Annotated in this window: 15 protein-coding genes and 1 riboswitch; of the genes, 8 read left to right on the top strand and 7 right to left on the bottom strand. The window is 69.1% G+C overall.

Going from position 1 to position 17,291, the window contains the following annotated elements:
- Positions 1 to 94 precede the first annotated feature (94 nt).
- The 6 genes from J2848_RS10550 to J2848_RS10575 all read right to left on the bottom strand — a co-directional run bounded on the left by J2848_RS10550 (position 95) and on the right by J2848_RS10575 (position 6,723).
- Positions 95 to 1,510 carry a sigma-54 interaction domain-containing protein gene (locus J2848_RS10550; protein ID WP_246193794.1) on the bottom strand — a complete coding sequence of 472 codons (1,416 nt, stop codon included), beginning with the start codon at positions 1,508 to 1,510 and terminating at the stop codon, positions 95 to 97.
- Between the two features lie 395 nt (positions 1,511 to 1,905).
- A complete protein-coding gene (locus tag J2848_RS10555) occupies positions 1,906 to 2,814 on the bottom strand; it encodes a branched-chain amino acid ABC transporter permease (protein ID WP_246193842.1) in 909 nt (302 codons plus the stop codon).
- A gap of 69 nt (positions 2,815 to 2,883) precedes the next feature.
- Positions 2,884 to 3,771, bottom strand: coding sequence for a branched-chain amino acid ABC transporter permease (locus tag J2848_RS10560; RefSeq protein WP_149230978.1), 888 nt, complete (start codon positions 3,769 to 3,771; stop codon positions 2,884 to 2,886).
- A gap of 109 nt (positions 3,772 to 3,880) precedes the next feature.
- Positions 3,881 to 5,089: an ABC transporter substrate-binding protein gene (locus J2848_RS10565; protein ID WP_149230979.1), complete on the bottom strand. Its 1,209-nt coding sequence runs from the start codon at positions 5,087 to 5,089 to the stop codon at positions 3,881 to 3,883.
- Positions 5,090 to 5,240: 151 nt separating this feature from the next.
- Positions 5,241 to 5,963, bottom strand: a complete 723-nt coding sequence (locus tag J2848_RS10570) for an ABC transporter ATP-binding protein (RefSeq protein ID WP_149230980.1) — start codon at positions 5,961 to 5,963, stop codon at positions 5,241 to 5,243.
- Positions 5,956 to 6,723 carry an ABC transporter ATP-binding protein gene (locus J2848_RS10575; protein WP_149230981.1) on the bottom strand — a complete coding sequence of 256 codons (768 nt, stop codon included), beginning with the start codon at positions 6,721 to 6,723 and terminating at the stop codon, positions 5,956 to 5,958. Before J2848_RS10575 ends, J2848_RS10570 begins: the two co-directional genes overlap by 8 nt.
- 319 nt (positions 6,724 to 7,042) lie before the next feature.
- Positions 7,043 to 7,264, top strand: a riboswitch (cobalamin riboswitch).
- Positions 7,265 to 7,308: 44 nt separating this feature from the next.
- On the opposite strand from J2848_RS10575, the gene J2848_RS10580 reads away from it, so the two are divergent.
- The 8 genes from J2848_RS10580 (at position 7,309) to cobJ (ending at position 16,352) form a co-directional block, all read left to right on the top strand.
- Positions 7,309 to 7,500, top strand: coding sequence for a CbtB domain-containing protein (locus J2848_RS10580; RefSeq protein ID WP_149230982.1), 192 nt, complete (start codon positions 7,309 to 7,311; stop codon positions 7,498 to 7,500).
- 10 nt (positions 7,501 to 7,510) lie between these two features.
- Entirely contained in the window at positions 7,511 to 8,290 is a 780-nt protein-coding gene (locus J2848_RS10585) for a CbtA family protein (RefSeq protein WP_149230983.1), read from the top strand.
- Positions 8,291 to 8,303: 13 nt separating this feature from the next.
- A complete protein-coding gene (cobW, locus tag J2848_RS10590; protein ID WP_149230984.1) occupies positions 8,304 to 9,365 on the top strand; it encodes a cobalamin biosynthesis protein CobW in 1,062 nt (353 codons plus the stop codon).
- An 86-nt stretch (positions 9,366 to 9,451) separates the two neighbouring features.
- Positions 9,452 to 12,856 carry a cobaltochelatase subunit CobN gene (cobN, locus tag J2848_RS10595; RefSeq protein ID WP_149230985.1) on the top strand — a complete coding sequence of 1,135 codons (3,405 nt, stop codon included), beginning with the start codon at positions 9,452 to 9,454 and terminating at the stop codon, positions 12,854 to 12,856.
- On the top strand, positions 12,853 to 14,205 hold the full coding sequence (cobG, locus tag J2848_RS10600; protein WP_149230986.1) for a precorrin-3B synthase: 1,353 nt from the start codon (positions 12,853 to 12,855) through the stop codon (positions 14,203 to 14,205). Before cobN ends, cobG begins: the two co-directional genes overlap by 4 nt.
- The gene (locus J2848_RS10605; protein ID WP_149230987.1) at positions 14,198 to 14,836 is read left to right on the top strand and encodes a precorrin-8X methylmutase; all 639 of its coding nucleotides are present in this window, start codon (positions 14,198 to 14,200) and stop codon (positions 14,834 to 14,836) included. Before cobG ends, J2848_RS10605 begins: the two co-directional genes overlap by 8 nt.
- The gene (locus J2848_RS10610) at positions 14,833 to 15,582 is read left to right on the top strand and encodes a precorrin-2 C(20)-methyltransferase (protein WP_149230988.1); all 750 of its coding nucleotides are present in this window, start codon (positions 14,833 to 14,835) and stop codon (positions 15,580 to 15,582) included. The genes J2848_RS10605 and J2848_RS10610 overlap by 4 nt, the downstream gene beginning before the upstream one ends.
- Positions 15,579 to 16,352 carry a precorrin-3B C(17)-methyltransferase gene (gene cobJ / locus J2848_RS10615; RefSeq protein WP_149230989.1) on the top strand — a complete coding sequence of 258 codons (774 nt, stop codon included), beginning with the start codon at positions 15,579 to 15,581 and terminating at the stop codon, positions 16,350 to 16,352. Before J2848_RS10610 ends, cobJ begins: the two co-directional genes overlap by 4 nt.
- A 164-nt stretch (positions 16,353 to 16,516) precedes the next feature.
- On the opposite strand, the gene J2848_RS10620 is transcribed toward cobJ, so the two are convergent.
- Positions 16,517 to 17,290: a cobalt-precorrin-6A reductase gene (locus J2848_RS10620; RefSeq protein WP_246193795.1), complete on the bottom strand. Its 774-nt coding sequence runs from the start codon at positions 17,288 to 17,290 to the stop codon at positions 16,517 to 16,519.
- Position 17,291: the final 1 nt, after the last annotated feature.

Genomic DNA, 17,291 nt, shown 5'->3' on the forward strand with positions numbered 1-17,291 from the left:
TCCCGCAAACCATAGCAGTACGATCCTGCCAGCGGCGGGACAGCGCGTCAACGGAACAAGGTTTCGCAATACGGAATTTAAAGCCGGCAGCCTCTTATTGCGTCGCCCCCAGCCCCAGCGTCACCATGCGTTCGTACAGCGACGCGCGCGAAATGCCCAGCAGCTTCGCCGCCCGTGCCTTCACCCCGTTGGCCTCCTCAAGGGCCGCGGCGATGGCATGGCGTTCGGCGGCGTGCAGCACCTCCTGCAACGGCCGCGCGCCCACCGCCAGCGGCAGGGCCGACGCGCCGGCCGGATGCTGGGTGCCGGGCAGCACGCTGCGGATGTGGGGCGCCGTCAGGATCGGCGCGTCGGTCAGCGCCACCACCCGCTCCAACGTGTTGTAAAGCTCGCGCACATTGCCGGGCCAGTCATAGTCGCGCAGCACCTGCACCGCCGATTCCAGCAGTTCGCGCGGCGGGGTGCCCTGCTGGATCGCCAGCTGTTCCAGGATGCGGTCGGCGATGCTCTCGATGTCCTCCGGCCGGTCGCGCAGCGGCGGCAGGGTGATCGGCACCACGTTCAGCCGGTAATAGAGGTCGGCGCGGAACTGCTTCTCGCGCACCAGGGCGTGCAGGTCACGGCTGGTGGCGGCGATGATGCGGACGTCGACCCGAACCACCTTGTTGGAGCCGAGCGGCTCGATCTCCCGCTCCTGCAACACGCGCAGCAGCTTCGCCTGCACCGGCAGCGGCATGTCGCCGATCTCGTCCAGGAACAGGGTGCCGCCGTTGGCCAACTGGAACTTGCCCTCGCGGTGACGGCGGTCGGCGCCGGTATAGGCACCGGGGGCGACGCCGAAGAACTCCGCCTCCAGCAGGGTTTCCGGAATGGCGGCGACATTGACGCCGACGAAGGGCTTGGCCGCCCGCGGGCTGGCGGAATGGATGGCCTGGGCCAGCAGCTCCTTCCCCGTCCCGGTCTCGCCCAGCAGCAGCACGGTCGAGTCCATCTGGGCGGCGCGGCGGCCCAGCCGCTTGATCTCGCGGATCGATTCGCTGGCGCCGAGGAATTGCGAGAAGGAGTATTTGGCCCGGCGCTCATGCGCCAGCTCCTGCTGGGTGCGGGCCAGCTCCTCCTGCATCTTCTCGTATTTGCGGACCAGCGGGCGGAGATATTCGGCGCGGTCGAACAGCACGAAGCCGATGGCGCCGATGATCGACCCGTCGGTGCCGAACAGCGGCATCCGCGTCACCACGAAGGAGCGGTCGTCGAACTCCATGATGTCCAGCGGCTGCGGCTGGCCGCTGTCGATCACCCGGCGCAGCTGGCTGTTGGGAATGACTTCCTCGACCGGCCGGCCGCGCGGATCGCCGGGCACACCCAGCAGAGCCTTGTACTTCTCGTCCATCCAGGCGATGCGGGCGTTGTGGTCGACGGCGACGGCGCCGACGCACATGGATTCCAGATGTTCGAACAGGGAGTGGACCGCCCGCTGGCGCAACGCTTCGAAATCGACGGTGTCGCCCACGTCACCCTCCCAAACAGGCCCGATTCTCGTTGCCCCGGCATCGATGCCCGCCAGCGGACCGGCGGCGGAGCCTGCTGCATTGCAGCGCAATTTGCCAACAATATCAGAGGTCAACATAGTAGCCCATCCGTCGGATTAAAGGGAAGGCGCACAGAATCGGGCGGGTGCGCGGAGTCGATCCGCACCCGTTCATCAGACCAGACCTTGGCGGCACGGCACACCGGGGGAGCTTTTAAAAAGGCAACCCCGACCTGTTCTCTACATCCTCCGCCATAGGCACTCTCCTTTTCCGGATTCGCAACCCATGCGGGTGAGCGAAAAAGGAAAAAGAGGGGGACCTTTCGGTCCCCCCTGGGGGAGTTTCTGGAGACGTTTCGCGGAAAGGAATGGCTGGCTCAACGCCCCCGCTTGGGCAACCGGGCCAGCAGCTCGCCGACGATGCCGCGGCGGAAGACCAGGACGCAGACGACGAAGATGCAGCCGATCACCACCGGCACCGGCAGGCTGGTGGAGGCGAGGTAGCTTTCCAGCGTCACCACCAGTCCCGCACCCACCACCGGCCCGAACAGCGTGCCCATGCCGCCCAGCAGGGTCATCAGCACCACCTCGCCCGACATCTGCCAGGTCACGTCGGTCAGGCTGGCGAGCTGGAACACCAGCGCCTTGGTCCCGCCGGCGAGACCGGCCAGCGAAGCCGACAGCACGAAGGCGACCAGCTTGTAGCGGTCGGTGCGGTAACCCAGCGAGACGGCGCGCGGCTCGTTCTCGCGGATCGCCTTCAGCACCTGCCCGAAGGGCGAATGGACGGTGCGCCAGATCAGGGCGAAGCCGCCGACGAAGATCGCCAGCACGGCGTAGTACATGGTCAGCGGCTGGTTGAGGTCGAACAGCCCGAACAGGGTGCCGCGCGGCACGCCCTGGATGCCATCCTCGCCATGGGTGAAGGGAAGCTGCAGCGCCAGGAAGAACACCATCTGGCTCAGCGCCAGCGTGATCATCGCGAAATAGATGCCCTGCCGGCGGATGGCGATCAGGCCGAAGACCAGCCCCATCAGCCCGGCGACCGCCGTGGCGGCGATCAGCCCGAACTCCGGCGCCCAGTTCCAGACCTTCACCGTGTGGGCGGCGATGTAGGCGGCACTGCCGAAGAAGGCGGCATGGCCGAAGCTGAGCAGGCCGGCGAAGCCGATCAGCAGGTTGAAGGCGCAGGCGAACAGCGCAAAGCACAGCACCTTCATCAGGAAAACGGGATAGAGCACGAAGGGGGCTGCGACGGCGACCAGCAGCAGGGCGGCGGCGATCATCGCCGTTCCGGTGCCGCGGGCGGGGCCGCGCAGGGCGACGTGGGTGGAATTGCTGGCGACGCTCATGGATCAGCGCTCCCGTCCGAAGAGGCCCGCGGGCTTGATGAGAAGGACGATCGCCATCACGACGAACACGACGATGTTGGAGGCTTCCGGGTAGAAGACCTTGGTCAGCCCCTCCAACAGCCCCAGCCCGAGGCCGGTGACGATGGCGCCCAGGATCGAGCCCATGCCGCCAATCACCACCACGGCGAAGACGATGATGATCAGGTTGGAGCCCATCAGCGGCGACACCTGATAGATCGGTGCCGCCAGCACGCCGGCCAGCCCGGCCAGCGCCACGCCGAAGCCGTAGGTCAGCGACACCATCACCGGCACATTGATGCCGAAGGCCTGCACCAGCGTCGGGTTCTCCGTCGCCGCCCGCAGATAGGCGCCCAGCTTGGTCCGCTCGATGGCGAACCAAGTGCCGAAGCAGATGGTCAGCGAGGCGACGACGACCCAGGCGCGGTAGTTGGGCAGGAACATGAAGCCGAGATTCTGCCCGCCCTTCAGCGCGTCGGGGATCGGGTAGGGCTGGCCCGACACACCATACTGGTGGCGGAAGGCCCCCTCCAGGATCAGCGCCAGCCCGAAGGTCAGCAGCAGGCCATAGAGGTGGTCGAGCTTGTAGAGCCGCGACAGCATTGACTTCTCCAGCGCGATGCCGAGCAGCCCGACCACCAGCGGTGCCACCACCAGCGCCCCCCAATAACCGACCCCGGCATAGGTCAGCAGCAGCCACGCCACGAAGGCGCCGACCATGTAGAGCGCGCCATGGGCGAAGTTGATGACGTTCAACATGCCGAAGATCACCGCCAGCCCGAGGCTGAGCAGCGCATAGAAGGAACCATTGATGAGGCCGAGCAGAAGCTGCCCGAACAGCACTTGGGGCGGGATTCCCAGCAGGCTGACCATCTCCGCATCTCTCCCGGTTCGTTGGTGTTGTTTTTGTTTTGGATCAGGGACCGTCGATTGTCGTCACCCGGCCTCGCCCATGGGCAAGGCCGGGTGACGACTCAACTCCTCACTTCACCAGCGGACAGCCGCTCTGCTTCGGGTCCATGAAGGCGGTGTCGGCCGGGATGGTCTTGACCACCTTGTAATAGTCCCACGGCCCCTTCGACTCGGCCGGGGTCTTCACCTGGACCAGATACATGTCGTGAAACATGCGGCCGTTGGCGGCGACCTTGCCCTTCCTGGCGAACATGTCCTCCACCGGCAGCTCGCGCATCTTGGCGGCAACCTTGTCGGCGTCGTCGGTCTTCGCCGCCTCGACCGCCTTCAGGTAATGCTTCACCGCCGAATAGACGCCGGCCTGCACCATGGTCGGCTTCTTGCCGGCCTTGGCCTCGAACTTCTTCGACCAGTCGCGGGTCTGGTCGTCCATGTCCCAGTAGAAGCCTTCGGTGAACATCAGCCCCTGCGCCGCCTGCAAGCCCAGCGCATGCACGTCGGAGATGAACATCAAAAGGCCGGCCAGACTCTGGCCCGACTGGGTGATGCCGAACTCCGCCGCCTGCTTGACCGCGTTGACGGTATCGCCGCCGGCATTCGCCAGCCCGATCACGTCGGCGCCCGAGCCCTGCGCCTGCAACAGGAAGGACGAGAAATCGGCGGTGCCCAGCGGATGGCGGACCGCCCCGGCGACGGTGCCGCCCAGCGACTTCACCATCTTGGTGGTCTCCTCCTCCAGCGACTGGCCGAAGGCGTAGTCGGCGGTCACGAAGAACCACTTCTTCTTGCCCTGCTCGTAGAGAGCGCGGCCAGTGCCGGCGGCCATGGCATAGTTGTCGTAGGTCCAGTGGAAGCCGTAGGGGCTGCACTGCGCGCCGGTCAGCGCGGTCGCCCCCGGACCGGACATCAGGAAGATGCGCTTCTTGTCCTTGGTGATCCCCTGCACCGCCAGGGCGGCGGCGGAGTTCGGCACGTCGGCGATGACGTCGACGCCGCCGGTGTCCACCCACTCGCGCGCCTTCGACGCGGCGATGTCGGCCTTGTTCTGGTGGTCGGCGACGACGATCTCGACGGGCGCGCCGGCGACCTTGTTGCCGAACTCCTCCGCCGCCATCCGCGCGGCGATGGCGGAGCCCTCACCGGCCAGATCGGCGTAGATGCCGGAACGGTCGTTCAGCACGCCGATGCGGATGACGTTGTCCGACACCTGGGCGGCGGCCGGAATCGCAGTCCCGGCGAGCGTCAGCAGGGCGGTGCCGGCGAGAAGAAGCGTGCGCATCGGAAGGTCTCTCCCTCTTGGTTTTATTGTCGGCCGGTTCCCATGGCGGGGAACCGATGCCGCAGGCAGGCACAAATCCGGCGATTCGCCGCTCCGCCCATGATTGGGGCGGGGCGGCGCACTTGCCGATGACGTTGGGGGGCTGGACCGCCTACACGCCGAGATAGGTGTGGAGCTTGTCCATGTTGGCGTGGAGCTGGTCGTTGGGGATCATGTCGACCACATGCCCTTCCTCCATCACGTAATGGCGGTCGGCGATGGTGGCGGCGAAGCGGAAGTTCTGCTCGACCAGCACGATGGTGAAGCCGCGCTGCTTCAGCGCCCGCACCGCCACGCCGATCTGCTCGATGATGACGGGGGCCAGACCCTCGGTCGGCTCGTCCAGCAGGATCAGATTGGCGCCGGTGCGCAGGATGCGGGCGATCGCCAGCATCTGCTGCTCACCGCCCGACAGCCGCGTGCCCTGGGTCGAGCCGCGGCCCTTCAGGTTGGGGAACAGATCGTAGATCTGCGGGACCGTCATCCCGCCGTCCTTGACCACCGGCGGCAGCGTCAGGTTCTCGTCCACGCTGAGGCTTGAGAAGATGCCGCGCTCCTCCGGCACATAGCCGATGCCGAGACGGGGGATTTTGTGCTGCGCCATGCCGATCAGCTCGGTGCCCTGGAAGCGGATGGAGCCGGTGCGCTTGCCCATGATCCCCATGATGGCGCGCATGGTGGAGGTCTTGCCGGCGCCGTTGCGGCCCAAGAGCGTCACCACCTCGCCCTGCCGCACCTCCAGGCTGACGCCGTGCAGCACATGGCTTTCGCCGTAGAAGCCGTGCAGGTCGGCGATCTCCAGCATCGCGGTCTTGGTCATCGCGCCGTCAGGCATGTCCGGTCCCCATATAAGCTTCCATCACCTGCGGGTTCTTGGAGACGACCTCGTAGGGTCCCTCCGCCAGGATCTCGCCGCGGCGCAGCACGGTGATGGTGTCCGACAGGTGGGCGACGACCGACAAATTATGCTCGACCATCAGCACGGTGCGGTCGGCGGCGACGCGCTTGATGAGATCCGCGGTGCCTTCGATGTCCTCATGGCCCATGCCGGCCAGCGGCTCGTCGAGCAGCATCACCTCCGGGTCGAGCGCCAGGGTGGTGGCGATCTCCAGCGCGCGCTTGCGGCCATAGGGCAGCTCGGCCGCCAGATGGTTGGCCCAGGGGGACAGGTTGACCGCCTCGATCAGTTCCAGCGCCCGGTGATGCAGGTCGTAGAGGGATGATTCGGACTTCCAGAAATGGAAGCTGGTGCCAAGCGGCCGCTGCAACGCCACCCGGACATTCTCCAGCACGCTCAAATGCGGGAAGACGGCGGAGATCTGGAAGGAGCGGACCAGACCCATCAGGGCGATGTCGGCCGGCTTGGTGCGGGTGATGTCGCGGCCCTTGTAGAGGATCTGGCCGCGCGTCGGCGTCAGGAACTTGGTCAGCAGGTTGAACACCGTGCTCTTGCCGGCGCCGTTCGGGCCGATCAGCGCGTGGATGGTGCCGCGGCGAACCTGAAGGTTCACCTCCTTCACCGCCACGAAGCCCTTGAACTCCTTTGTCAGGTTGCGCGCTTCCAGGATGATGTCGTCGTTTGGTGCGGCGTTCATCGGTCGCGAATTCTCCTCCCGTTCGTCCTTTTATTCCGGGCTTCCAGCCCGGGGGCCGCCATGCGGCGGGACGTTTCATCGATTGTTGTACGCACGAAGCGTGCCATGACCGGGCATGCTTCGGTCTGGCCGTCCGGCCCTTTGTTTTCCGCCGGTTTTCCTGCGGTGTCCGTCCTTTCCTCTCCAATCCTTGCGTTGGAAAGTGTCGGATTTCCGGACACTCTGTCCAGCAAACATGACAGCACCCAAAATGTCTGCGTGCAAGATCATCCGTGTAGCAGACGCCTTATTGCGGGCTTGCCAAACGCGCGCGGCACTGCGATGGTGGCAGTCCGACGGTGCCCTGCCCGTCCTGACGGGCGGCGGGGATAATAGGGAATGCGGTGCGGAGCTTCCTGGAAGCGCCAATGCCGCGGCTGCCCCCGCAACTGTAAGCGGCGAGCGTCCCGTCCATCATGCCACTGGCCCTTCGCGGCCGGGAAGGCGGACGGCGATGCGGCGACCCGTGAGCCAGGAAACCTGCCGGCGGACGTACCAACCTTTCCCAACCCCGCCGGGTGTGGCGGGAGAGCAAGGATGTCCTCAATGACCACCCGCTCCATCAATAGCGCTACCGCCGGTTCCGCGACCCGCAGCGCCGCCCAGACCGCGGTCGCCGCCTTCGCCGCGATCCTGCTCGGCAGCTTCCTGCTGTATGGCGTCGGTTTCGCCCAGCCACAGCAGATCCACGACGCGGCGCACGACGCCCGTCACTCCTTCGCGTTCCCCTGCCACTAAGCAGCGGGTCATGGATCTGATCCGGCGGCTGTTCACAGCCGCCCTGGTCGCGGGCGTGCTCTCCGGCACGGCCGCGTCCGTCGTTCAGCAGGCGACGACCGTCCCGCTGATCCTCGAAGCCGAGAAATACGAGGTGGTGACCCCGCCCGCCGCAACCGCCGCCGCTCCGGCTGGGGCTCCGGCCGCCAGCCACGCGGAAGGCCACCAGCACGGCCCCGTGCGCGAGGTCGGCGAAGGCGTGCCGGTCACGCTGGACGAGGCGATTCAGCGCATCGGCCTGACCATCGCTACCAACCTGATCGCCGGTGTCGCCTATGCCCTGCTGCTGGGCGCCGCCATCCTGCTGGCCGGCCGGCCGGTCGATGCCCGGCGCGGGCTGGTCTGGGGCATGGGCGGCTTCGTCGCCGTCTCGCTGGCGCCCTCCTTCGGCCTGGCCCCGGAGCTGCCGGGCATGGCCGGGGCGGAGCTGGAACTGCGCCAGCTCTGGTGGCTGTCCGCCGCCGCCGGGGCCGGCGTCTGCATGCTGGCCTTTGCCTTCGCCCGCAACCGTCTGGTCATCGCCGTCGCCGTTCTGGCCGCCGCCCTGCCCCACCTGATCGGCGCCCCCCATCCGGAAAGCGCCGAGGGTGCGGTTCCAGCGGAATTGGCCGCCCGGTTCGTCACCGCCTCTCTCGGCGGGGCCGCGCTGTTCTGGGCGATCCTGGGTTCGGTCAGCGGCTGGCTGATGAGCGGACTGGTCGGTGAGGGCGAACCACGCCCGGCCCTGCGGGTCCAGCCCGGCACGCGTTAAGGAGACGCTATTTATGTCCGCTCTTGCGAAAACGGCCGCCGGCAAGGTCCCGGCGACCGTCATCACTGGCTTCCTCGGCGCCGGCAAGACCACGCTGATCCGCGGCCTGCTGGAAAAGGCCGCCGGCCGCCGGCTGGCGCTGATCATCAACGAATTCGGTGATGTCGGGATCGACGGTGACATCCTGCGCGCCTGCGGCAACCCGACCTGCACCGAAGACGACGTGATCGAGCTGGCGAACGGCTGCCTGTGCTGCACCGTCGCCGACGACTTCGTCCCGGCCATCGAGAAGCTGCTGGCCCGGCCGGAGCCGCCCGAGCATATTGTGATCGAGACCAGCGGCCTCGCCCTGCCCAAGCCGCTGGTCCAGGCCTTCCACTGGCCGGCGATCAAGACGCGGGTCACGGTCGACGGCGTCATCGCCGTGGTGGATGCCGCCGCCGCGGCGGAGGGCCGCTTCGCCCCCGATCCCGCGGCGCTGGAGGCCCAGCGCGACGCTGCCGGCACAATCGATCACGAAACCCCGATCGAAGAGGTGTTCGAGGACCAGTTGCTCTGCGCTGACCTGATCGTCGTCAACAAGACCGATCTGGTGGCCGACGGCGACCTCGCCCGTGTGGAAGAACTGATCCGCGGCGCCCTGTCCCACACCGTCGGCCGCGACGCCAAGCTGGTGCGGGCCTCCCAGGGTGCGGTCGATCCGCTGGTGCTGCTGGGCGTGGGGGCTGCGGTGGAGGACGATCTCACCAACCGTCCCAGCCATCATGACGATGAGGAAGGCCACGACCACGACGACTTCACCAGCTTCGTGGTGGAGTTGCCGTCGCAGCCCGACCCGGCCGCTCTGGCGATGACGCTGGAGAAGGTCGCCGGCCTGCACGGCGTTCTGCGCCTGAAGGGCTTCATCGACGTGCCCGGCAAGCCGATGCGCCTGCTGGTCCAGGGCGTCGGCACCCGCATCCAGACCCACTACGACCGCCTGTGGAAGCCTGGGGAGGAGCGCCGCAGCCGTCTGGTGGTGATCGGCGAGACCGGGCTGGACCGCGACGCGGTGACGCGGGCGGTTGTCGGGTAAGAGTTAGGGTATCGCGGCGTCTGCCCCCTCCTTGACCTTCACATTTTTCGAGGGGGGAGGGGGCCAGCGCTCCTGGACGTCAAACCATGCACCTGCTCGCTGCCCGCCAGGACGAACTGGACGCCGGCCCCCAGGCGGAAGATCTGGGGCAGACGCCGGCCGACCTCGTCATGCTGTCCTTTTCCGACAGCGACCTGACCGCGCTCGCCGCCGCGTGGCGGGCGGGACGCGAACGGCTGCCCAGCCTCCGCCTCGCCAACCTCAACCGCCTCGGCCATCCCCTGTCGGTCGATCTCTACGCCGACGGCATCGTCGCCAAGGCGAAACTGGTGGTCCTGCGCCTGCTCGGCGGCAGCGGTTACTGGCGCTACGGCCTCGACCGCCTCGCCGCCCTCTGCCGCGAGCGCAACATTCCGCTGGCCGTCCTGTCCGGAGAGGCGCAGCCCGATCCGAACCTGACCGCCTACGGCACCATCCCGGCCGACGACGCCGACCGCCTGTGGCGCTATTTCACCGAGGGCGGCCCGGCCAACATCGGCCATCTGCTGGCCTGCGCCGCGACGCTCGCCGGCACGCCACTGCCCTATGACGACCCGACTCCTGTTCCGCGCTTCGGCGCCTATGGCGGCTGGACCGGCCCGGCAGCCGCCCCCATAGCCGCCGACGCCCCGGTCACCGCGGTGGTCTTCTACCGCTCCCACCTGCTGGCCGGCGACCTCGCCCCGGTCCATGCCCTGTGCGACGCGCTGGCCGCACGCGGCCTCGCCCCCCGGCCGCTGTTCGTCGCCAGCCTGAAGGAACCGGACTGCGCCGCCTGGATGCGCGCCAGCCTGACCGCGCAGAACGCCGCCTTGGTCGTCAACACCACCGCCTTCTCCGCCGCGCGCGACGACGGCTCCCCGCTGGAGGCCAACGACACGCCGGTCCTGCAAGCCATTCTCGCCACCACGCCGGAAGCCGGCTGGCAGGCCTCATCGCGCGGGCTGGCGCCGTCCGACCTCGCGATGAATGTCGTGCTGCCGGAGATGGACGGCCGCATCATCGCCCGCGCCATCGCCTTCAAGACGGCGGGCGAGCCCGACCCCGACCTGCAATTCGCCGCTCCGGCCCTGCGCCCGGTCCACGACCGCGTCGCCTTTACCGCCGACCTCGCGGCCGGCTGGGTCCGCCTGTCCCGCACCCCGCGGGCGGAGCGGCGGATCGCGCTGGTGCTGTCCGACTATCCCGGCCCCGGCGGCGGCATCGGCCATGCTGTCGGCCTCGATAGCCCGACCAGCACCGTGGCGATGCTCCAGCGCCTGTCCGCCGAGGGCTACAGCCTGTCCGCCGTTCCGGACAGTGGCGCCAAGCTGATTGAGTTCCTGACCGGCGCGCCCACCGCGACCCTGTCGCTGGACGACTATCTGCGCCTCGCCCGGCCGGAACTGCGTGCCCGCATCGCCGGGACCTGGGGCGAGCCCGCCGCCGATCCCCTCTGCCGCGACGGTACCTTCGCCTTCCGTGTCCTGCCCTGCGGCAATGCGGTGGTTGCGGTGCAGCCCAGCCGCGGCCACGGGCCGCTGACCACCGCCCAGCACCATGACCCCGACACCCCGCCCAGCCACGGCTATCTCGCCTTTTACCTGTGGCTTCGCCAAGTCGTCGGCATCCACGCCCTGGTGCAGATCGGCGCCCACGGCACGCTGGAGTGGCTTCCCGGCAAGGCGGTGGCGCTGTCGGCCGACTGCTGGCCGGAGATCGGCGGCGGCGCCCTGCCGACCCTCTATCCCTTCATCGTCAACAACCCCGGCGAGGGGGTGCAGGCCCGCCGCCGCCTGGGTGCTGTCCTGATCGGCCATCTGACCCCGCCGCCCGTTGAATCCGGCCTCTACGGCGACCTCGCAGCACTCGAAACTGCCATCGACGAATATTCGCAGGCGACCGGGCTCGACCCGCGACGGCTAGGCATGCTGCGCGAGACCATTCTCGACCTCGCCTGGAAGTCCGGCGTCGCCGCCGACTGCAACCTGCGCCCCGACGACGATCCCGACGCCATCCTGTCGCGGCTGGACGCCCATCTCTGCGACGTGAAGGAGATGCAGATCCGCGACGGCCTGCATGTCTTCGGTTACAGTCCGACCGGCGAGCGCCGCGACCGCCTGACCGCCGCCGTCGCACGAACAGCCGATCCAGTCATGGTTGCCAGCGCCGTCGATGCTTGCGGCGAGGCGGAGATGCGGGCGCTGCTCGACGGGCTGGACGGCCGTTTCGTCCGCCCCGGCCCCGGCGGCTCGCCGGCGCGCGGGCGGGCGGACACGCTGCCGACCGGCCGCAACCTCTATGCGCTCGACCCGCGCGGGGTGCCGACGCCGACCGCCTGGACTCTCGGCTGGCAGGCGGCGGATGCGCTGATCACCCGCTATCTCCAGGACCATGGCGATTGGCCGTGCCGGCTGGTGGTGGATTGCTGGGGCACCCCCGCCATGCGCACCGGCGGCGATGAACTGGCCCAGGCGCTGGCCCTGCTCGGCGTCCGTCCGCTCTGGGAGAACGGCTCCGGCCGCGTCACAGGCTACGAGATCATGCCGGCCGGCGTGCTCGGCCGCCCGCGGGTGGATGTGACGCTGCGCATCTCCGGCCTGTTCCGCGATGTGTTCCCACAGCAGATCGCCCTGTTCGACCAGGCAGTGCGCGCCGTCGCCGGCCTGGACGAACCGGACGACGTCAACCCGCTGGCTGCCACCGCGCGAGCGGAGGAGCAGCGCCTCGCAGCGTCCGGCACCGCCATGGAGGATGCCCGCCGCTGGGCCACCGCCCGCATCTTTGGTACCGCCCCCGGCGTCTACGGCACGGCGCTCTCCGGCATGATCGCGCGCGGCGACTGGACCGCGCGGGCCGATTTCGGTACCGCCTATCTGGAGGGCGGCTGCCACGCCTATGGCGCCGGGCTGGAGGGGGTGCCGCTGCCCGCCCTGTTCCGCCGCCGCGTCGGCGGGGCCGATGCACTGGTCCACCATCAGGATCAGCGCGAGCACGATGTCCTGTCGACCGACGGCTTCATGCAGTTCGAGGGCGGATTCGCCGCCGCCGCCGCGCTGGAGGACTCCGAACCGGCGCTCTACCACCTCGACAGCGCCGATCCGGACAAGCTCGCCGTCCGCACGCTGGCGGAGGAGATCGCCCGCACCCTGCGCGGCCGGGCGGCCAACCCGCGCTGGATCCAGGGCATGATGCGCCACGGCTATCGCGGGGCGGCGGAATTGGCGGCCGGCGTCGACACGCTGTTCGCCTTTGCCGCCACCACCGACGCCATACGTCCCGCCCATTTCGACCTGCTGTTCGACGCGTACGTCGAGGATGCGGAGGTGTGGGACTTCCTGTCGCATGCCAACCCGGCGGCGGCCCGGCACATTCTGGCGCGCATGAACGAGGCGCTCGACCGCGGTCTGTGGCATCCCCGCCGGAACTCCACCGCGGAGGATCTACGGCGCCTCCGGGAGACCGCCGCATGACCACCCCTGCCGCCACCCAGCCGAGACGCCGCGGCACCTGCCCCGGCATACTGGCGCCGATGCAGGTTGGCGACGGCCTCCTGCTGCGCGTCCGCGTTCCGGCCGCGGTGCTGCCCGCCGACCATGCCCGCCGCATCGCGGAGTTGGGGGATCGTTACGGCAACGGCCTGATCGACCTCAGCCAGCGCGGCAACCTGCAACTGCGCGGCATCCCCGCCGACGCGCTGGAGCCGGTGATCGAGTCCCTGCGCGCGATGGATTATGTCTCCGGCGACGCGGCGAGCGAGGCAGTCCGCAACGTGCTGTGCTCCCCCACCGCCGGGTTGGATCCCACCGCGCTGATGGACATACGGGGGGTGGCACGTACGCTCGACGCGCGGCTGACGGAGGACGCGGCCCTGCACCGCCTGCCGCCGAAGTTCGGCTGGCTGGTCTGCGGCGGCGGCATCGGTCATCTCGCGGACAGCAGCACCGACGTACGATTCGACGCGGTGGACGCGGAGCGGTTCCGGGTATCCTTGGGCGGCACGCTGGCGACGGCGGCACCGCTCGGCCTGTGCCGGGCGGAGGACGCGGCGGATGTGGCGTCGGCGCTGGGCCGCGCCTTTTTGGACCTGCGTAAGTCGTTGCCGGAGCCGCCACGCCGCATGGCGGGTCTGGTCGCGGCAATTGGAATTGAAAAGGTGGGAGCGCGCCTATCCCCCTCGCTTTCTCCTCTCCCCCCCGGGGAGAGGATCAAGGTGAGGGGGACGCACCTCATGGATCTCTTCGGCTCCGCCGAACCCCTTCATCCCAACCGTCTCCCCAGGGGGGAGAAGAGATCCCACGTTGGGATAGCGCCGGCCTTCCTTACCACTGCCTTCCCCTTCGGCCGTCTCACCGCCGCCGCCCTTGCCGCCCTCGCCTCCGCCTGTGCCGAAATCCGTATCACCCCCTGGCGCACCCTGCTCCTCGTCGATCCTTCCACGGACGCAGAGAAGACGGCCCACAACCACGGCGCCATTCTGTCCCACACCGACCGCCGGCTGAAGCTGACCGCGTGCAGCGGGGCCGGCGGCTGCGATGTCGGCACCACCGACACCCACGCGACGGCGCTCGCCATCGCCGACCGCGCAGGCCCCTTGCTGGATCATGTCCGAATGGTGCATGTGTCGGGCTGCGCCAAGGGCTGTGCCCATCCCGCCATCGCCGATGTCACCCTGACCGCCCGCGACGGGCTGTATGACGTCGCCCTGAACGCCAAACCCGGTGACGCCGTCTGCCAGACGCGGGGGCACACCGGCCTGTCTCCCGCCGACGCCGTGGCCCGCGTCGCGGATTTGTTGACCGAGGAGTCCACCGGTGCCTGAGCCGCTCTACGACTATATCCGCGACGGAGCGGCCATCTACCGCCAGTCCTTCGCCACCATCCGGGCGGAGGCCGACCTGTCCGCCATACCCGACGACCTGAAGCCGGTGGCGGTGCGCGTCATCCACGCCTGCGGCATGGTCGATGCGGCCCGGGACCTGCTGTTCTCCACCGATGTCGGCAGTGCCGCCCGCGCCGCCCTGCGGGCCGGCGCGCCCGTCCTCTGCGACAGCGAGATGGTCGCCCATGGCGTGACCCGCGCCCGCCTGCCGGCGGATAATGCGGTGGTCTGCACCCTGCGCGACCCCACCGTGCCTGATCTGGCCAGGACTATCGGCAACACCCGCTCCGCCGCGGCGCTGGATCTGTGGGGCGACCGCCTCGGCGGCTCGGTGGTCGCCATCGGCAACGCGCCGACCGCCCTGTTCTACCTGCTGGAGATGCTGGCGGCCGGTGCGCCGAAGCCGGCGGCGATCCTCGGCTTTCCCGTCGGCTTCGTCGGCGCCATGGAGAGCAAGGAGGCGCTGGCCGAAAACCCCTTCGGCGTCCCCTATCTGGCGATCCACGGCCGGCGCGGCGGCAGCGCCATGGCCGCCGCCGCCGTCAATGCGCTGGCGAGTGACGTCGAATGAGCGGCGACACCCCCAATCCCCCCTGCCCCGGCACCCTCTTCGGCGTCGGCGTCGGTCCCGGCGATCCGGAACTGATGACACTGAAGGCGGTGCGTACCATCGGCGCCTGCCCGGTCGTCGCCTATTTCTGCAAGCGCGGGACCCGGGGCCAGGCCCGTCGCATCGCCGATCAGGCCATCACCGCCGATCAGATCGAGCTGCCGATGGTCTATCCAGTGACGGTGGAACTGCCGCCGACCCACCCGGACTATGGCCGCCAGATCGAAGCCTTCTTCGACGAGTCTGCCGAACGCATCGCCGCCCATCTCGCCGCCGGGCGTTCGGTCGCCGCCCTGAACGAGGGGGATCCGTTCTTCTACGGCTCCTTCATGCACCTGTTCCTGCGGCTGTCCGGCCGCTTCAAGGCCGAGGTGATCCCCGGCGTCACCAGCATGGTGTGCAGCGCCTCCCTTCTGCCCCGCCCGCTGATGCTGCGCGACGACGTGCTGTCGGTGATCCCCGGCACGCTGGACGAGGCGGCGCTGGTCCGCGCGCTCACGGCGGCGGATGCCTGCGTGGTGATGAAGCTGGGCCAGAACCTGCCCAAGGTCCGCCGCGCCATCGCCGCCGCCGGGCTGGCCGAGCGGGCCTGGTATGTCGAGCGCGCCAGCATGGACGAACAGCGCTTCATGCCCTTCCTGGAGGCGCCGGACGTCGCCCCCTACTTCTCCCAGATCGTCATTCCGGGCGAGGGCAAGCGCGGATGACCGGTCCGGAAAACAATGGCTGGCTCAAGGTGGTTGGACTGGGTCCGGGCCCGGAGGACTGGCTGACGCCGGAGGCGCGGCGCGATCTGGCCGAGGCGACCGATCTCGTCGGCTATTTCCCCTATGTCGACCGCGTGCCGCCGGGAGATCAGGTCCGCCACGCCTCCGACAACCGGGTGGAACTGGACCGCGCCCGCTTCGCGCTGGATCTGGCGGCGCAAGGCCGGCGGGTGGCGGTGGTGTCGGGCGGCGACCCCGGCATCTTCGCCATGGCCGCCGCCATTTTCGAGGCGCTGGACGATCCCGAGGCACCTGAGGCGTGGCGTGCAGTCCCGCTGTCGGTCGATCCCGGCGTTTCCGCCATGCAGGCTGCCGCCGCGCGGGCGGGGGCACCGCTGGGACACGACTTCTGCGCCATTTCGCTGTCCGACAATCTGAAGCCGTGGGAGGTGGTGCTGCGGCGCCTGCGTCTGGCGGCGGAGGCGGATTTCGTCATCGCGCTCTACAACCCGATCTCCAAGGCCCGCCCCTGGCAACTGGGAGCCGCCTTCGACGCCCTGCGCGAGCTGCGCTCCCATGAGACCCCCATCGTGCTGGGCCGCGCCGTCGGCCGCGCCGACGAGGAGCTGACGGTGACGACGCTGGGCGAGGTGCGGGCGGAGCAGGCGGACATGCGCACCCTGGTCATTATCGGCGCCTCGCACACGCGGTTCGTGCCCAAGGCCGACGGCGGGCGCTGGGTCTACACCCCCCGGCATTACCGGGGGTGAGGATGGGTGTGACGACCAACCCATCGCGAGTAACCCTCTCCCCCCCGGGGAGAGGGCTGGGTGAGGGGGAAGCGCGGCGAGGATTCTCGGGAAGTCGCTCAATGCATCCCCCTCACCCCGACCCTCTCCCCGGGGGGGAGAGGGGGAGTTCGCAGGGGGGCGAGTCAACCCATGCCCTCCAGCCACCCCACCGCGCCCTCCACATCGTGCAGTTCCGCCACACCGTTGCCGGCCGGCCGCTCCACCATCACCACCGGCAGGCCGAGCTGACGCGCGGCCTCCAGCTTCGCGTCGGTGGCGCGTCCGCCGCTGTTCTTGCTGACGACCGCCTCCACCCGTTCCCTGCGCATCAGCGCCAACTCTCCCTCCACGGTGAACGGTCCGCGGTCGAGGATCAGGGTCATCCGTGGCAGGGCCGGCATCGGCTCCGGCGGATCGACAGCGCGGATCAGGTAACGCTTGTCCGGCATCGCTTCGAAGGCGGCGGCCTCCTGCCGGCCGATGGTGAGGAACACCGTGTCGCCCAGGTCGCGCAGAGCCTGCGCCGCAAACCCCATGTCCGGCACGCCGATCCAGCGGTCGTCCGGTCCCGCCGCCCACGCAGGCCGGGTCAGGAGACGCAGCGGTACACCGACCCGCGCACAGGCCACGGCGGCATTGGCGGAGATCTGAGCCGCGAAGGGATGCGTCGCGTCGATCACCGCGCCGATGCCCTCGGTGCGCAGGTAACCGGCCAAGCCCTCCACCCCGCCGAAACCGCCGATGCGGGTCGGCAGCGGCGGCAGCACCGGGTTCTTCGTGCGGCCGGCCAGCGACACGCGGGCGTCGATGCGCGGATGACCGGCCAGCCTTTTTGCCAGCGCCGTCGCCTCCGTCGTGCCACCCAGGATCAGCGCCTTCACCACTTCCCCCTCCCCACCCGTCAGGATCGGCGCCATG

This window comes from Azospirillum lipoferum, assembly GCF_024170005.1.
In the GTDB taxonomy this organism is placed as follows: Bacteria; Pseudomonadota; Alphaproteobacteria; order Azospirillales; family Azospirillaceae; genus Azospirillum; species Azospirillum lipoferum.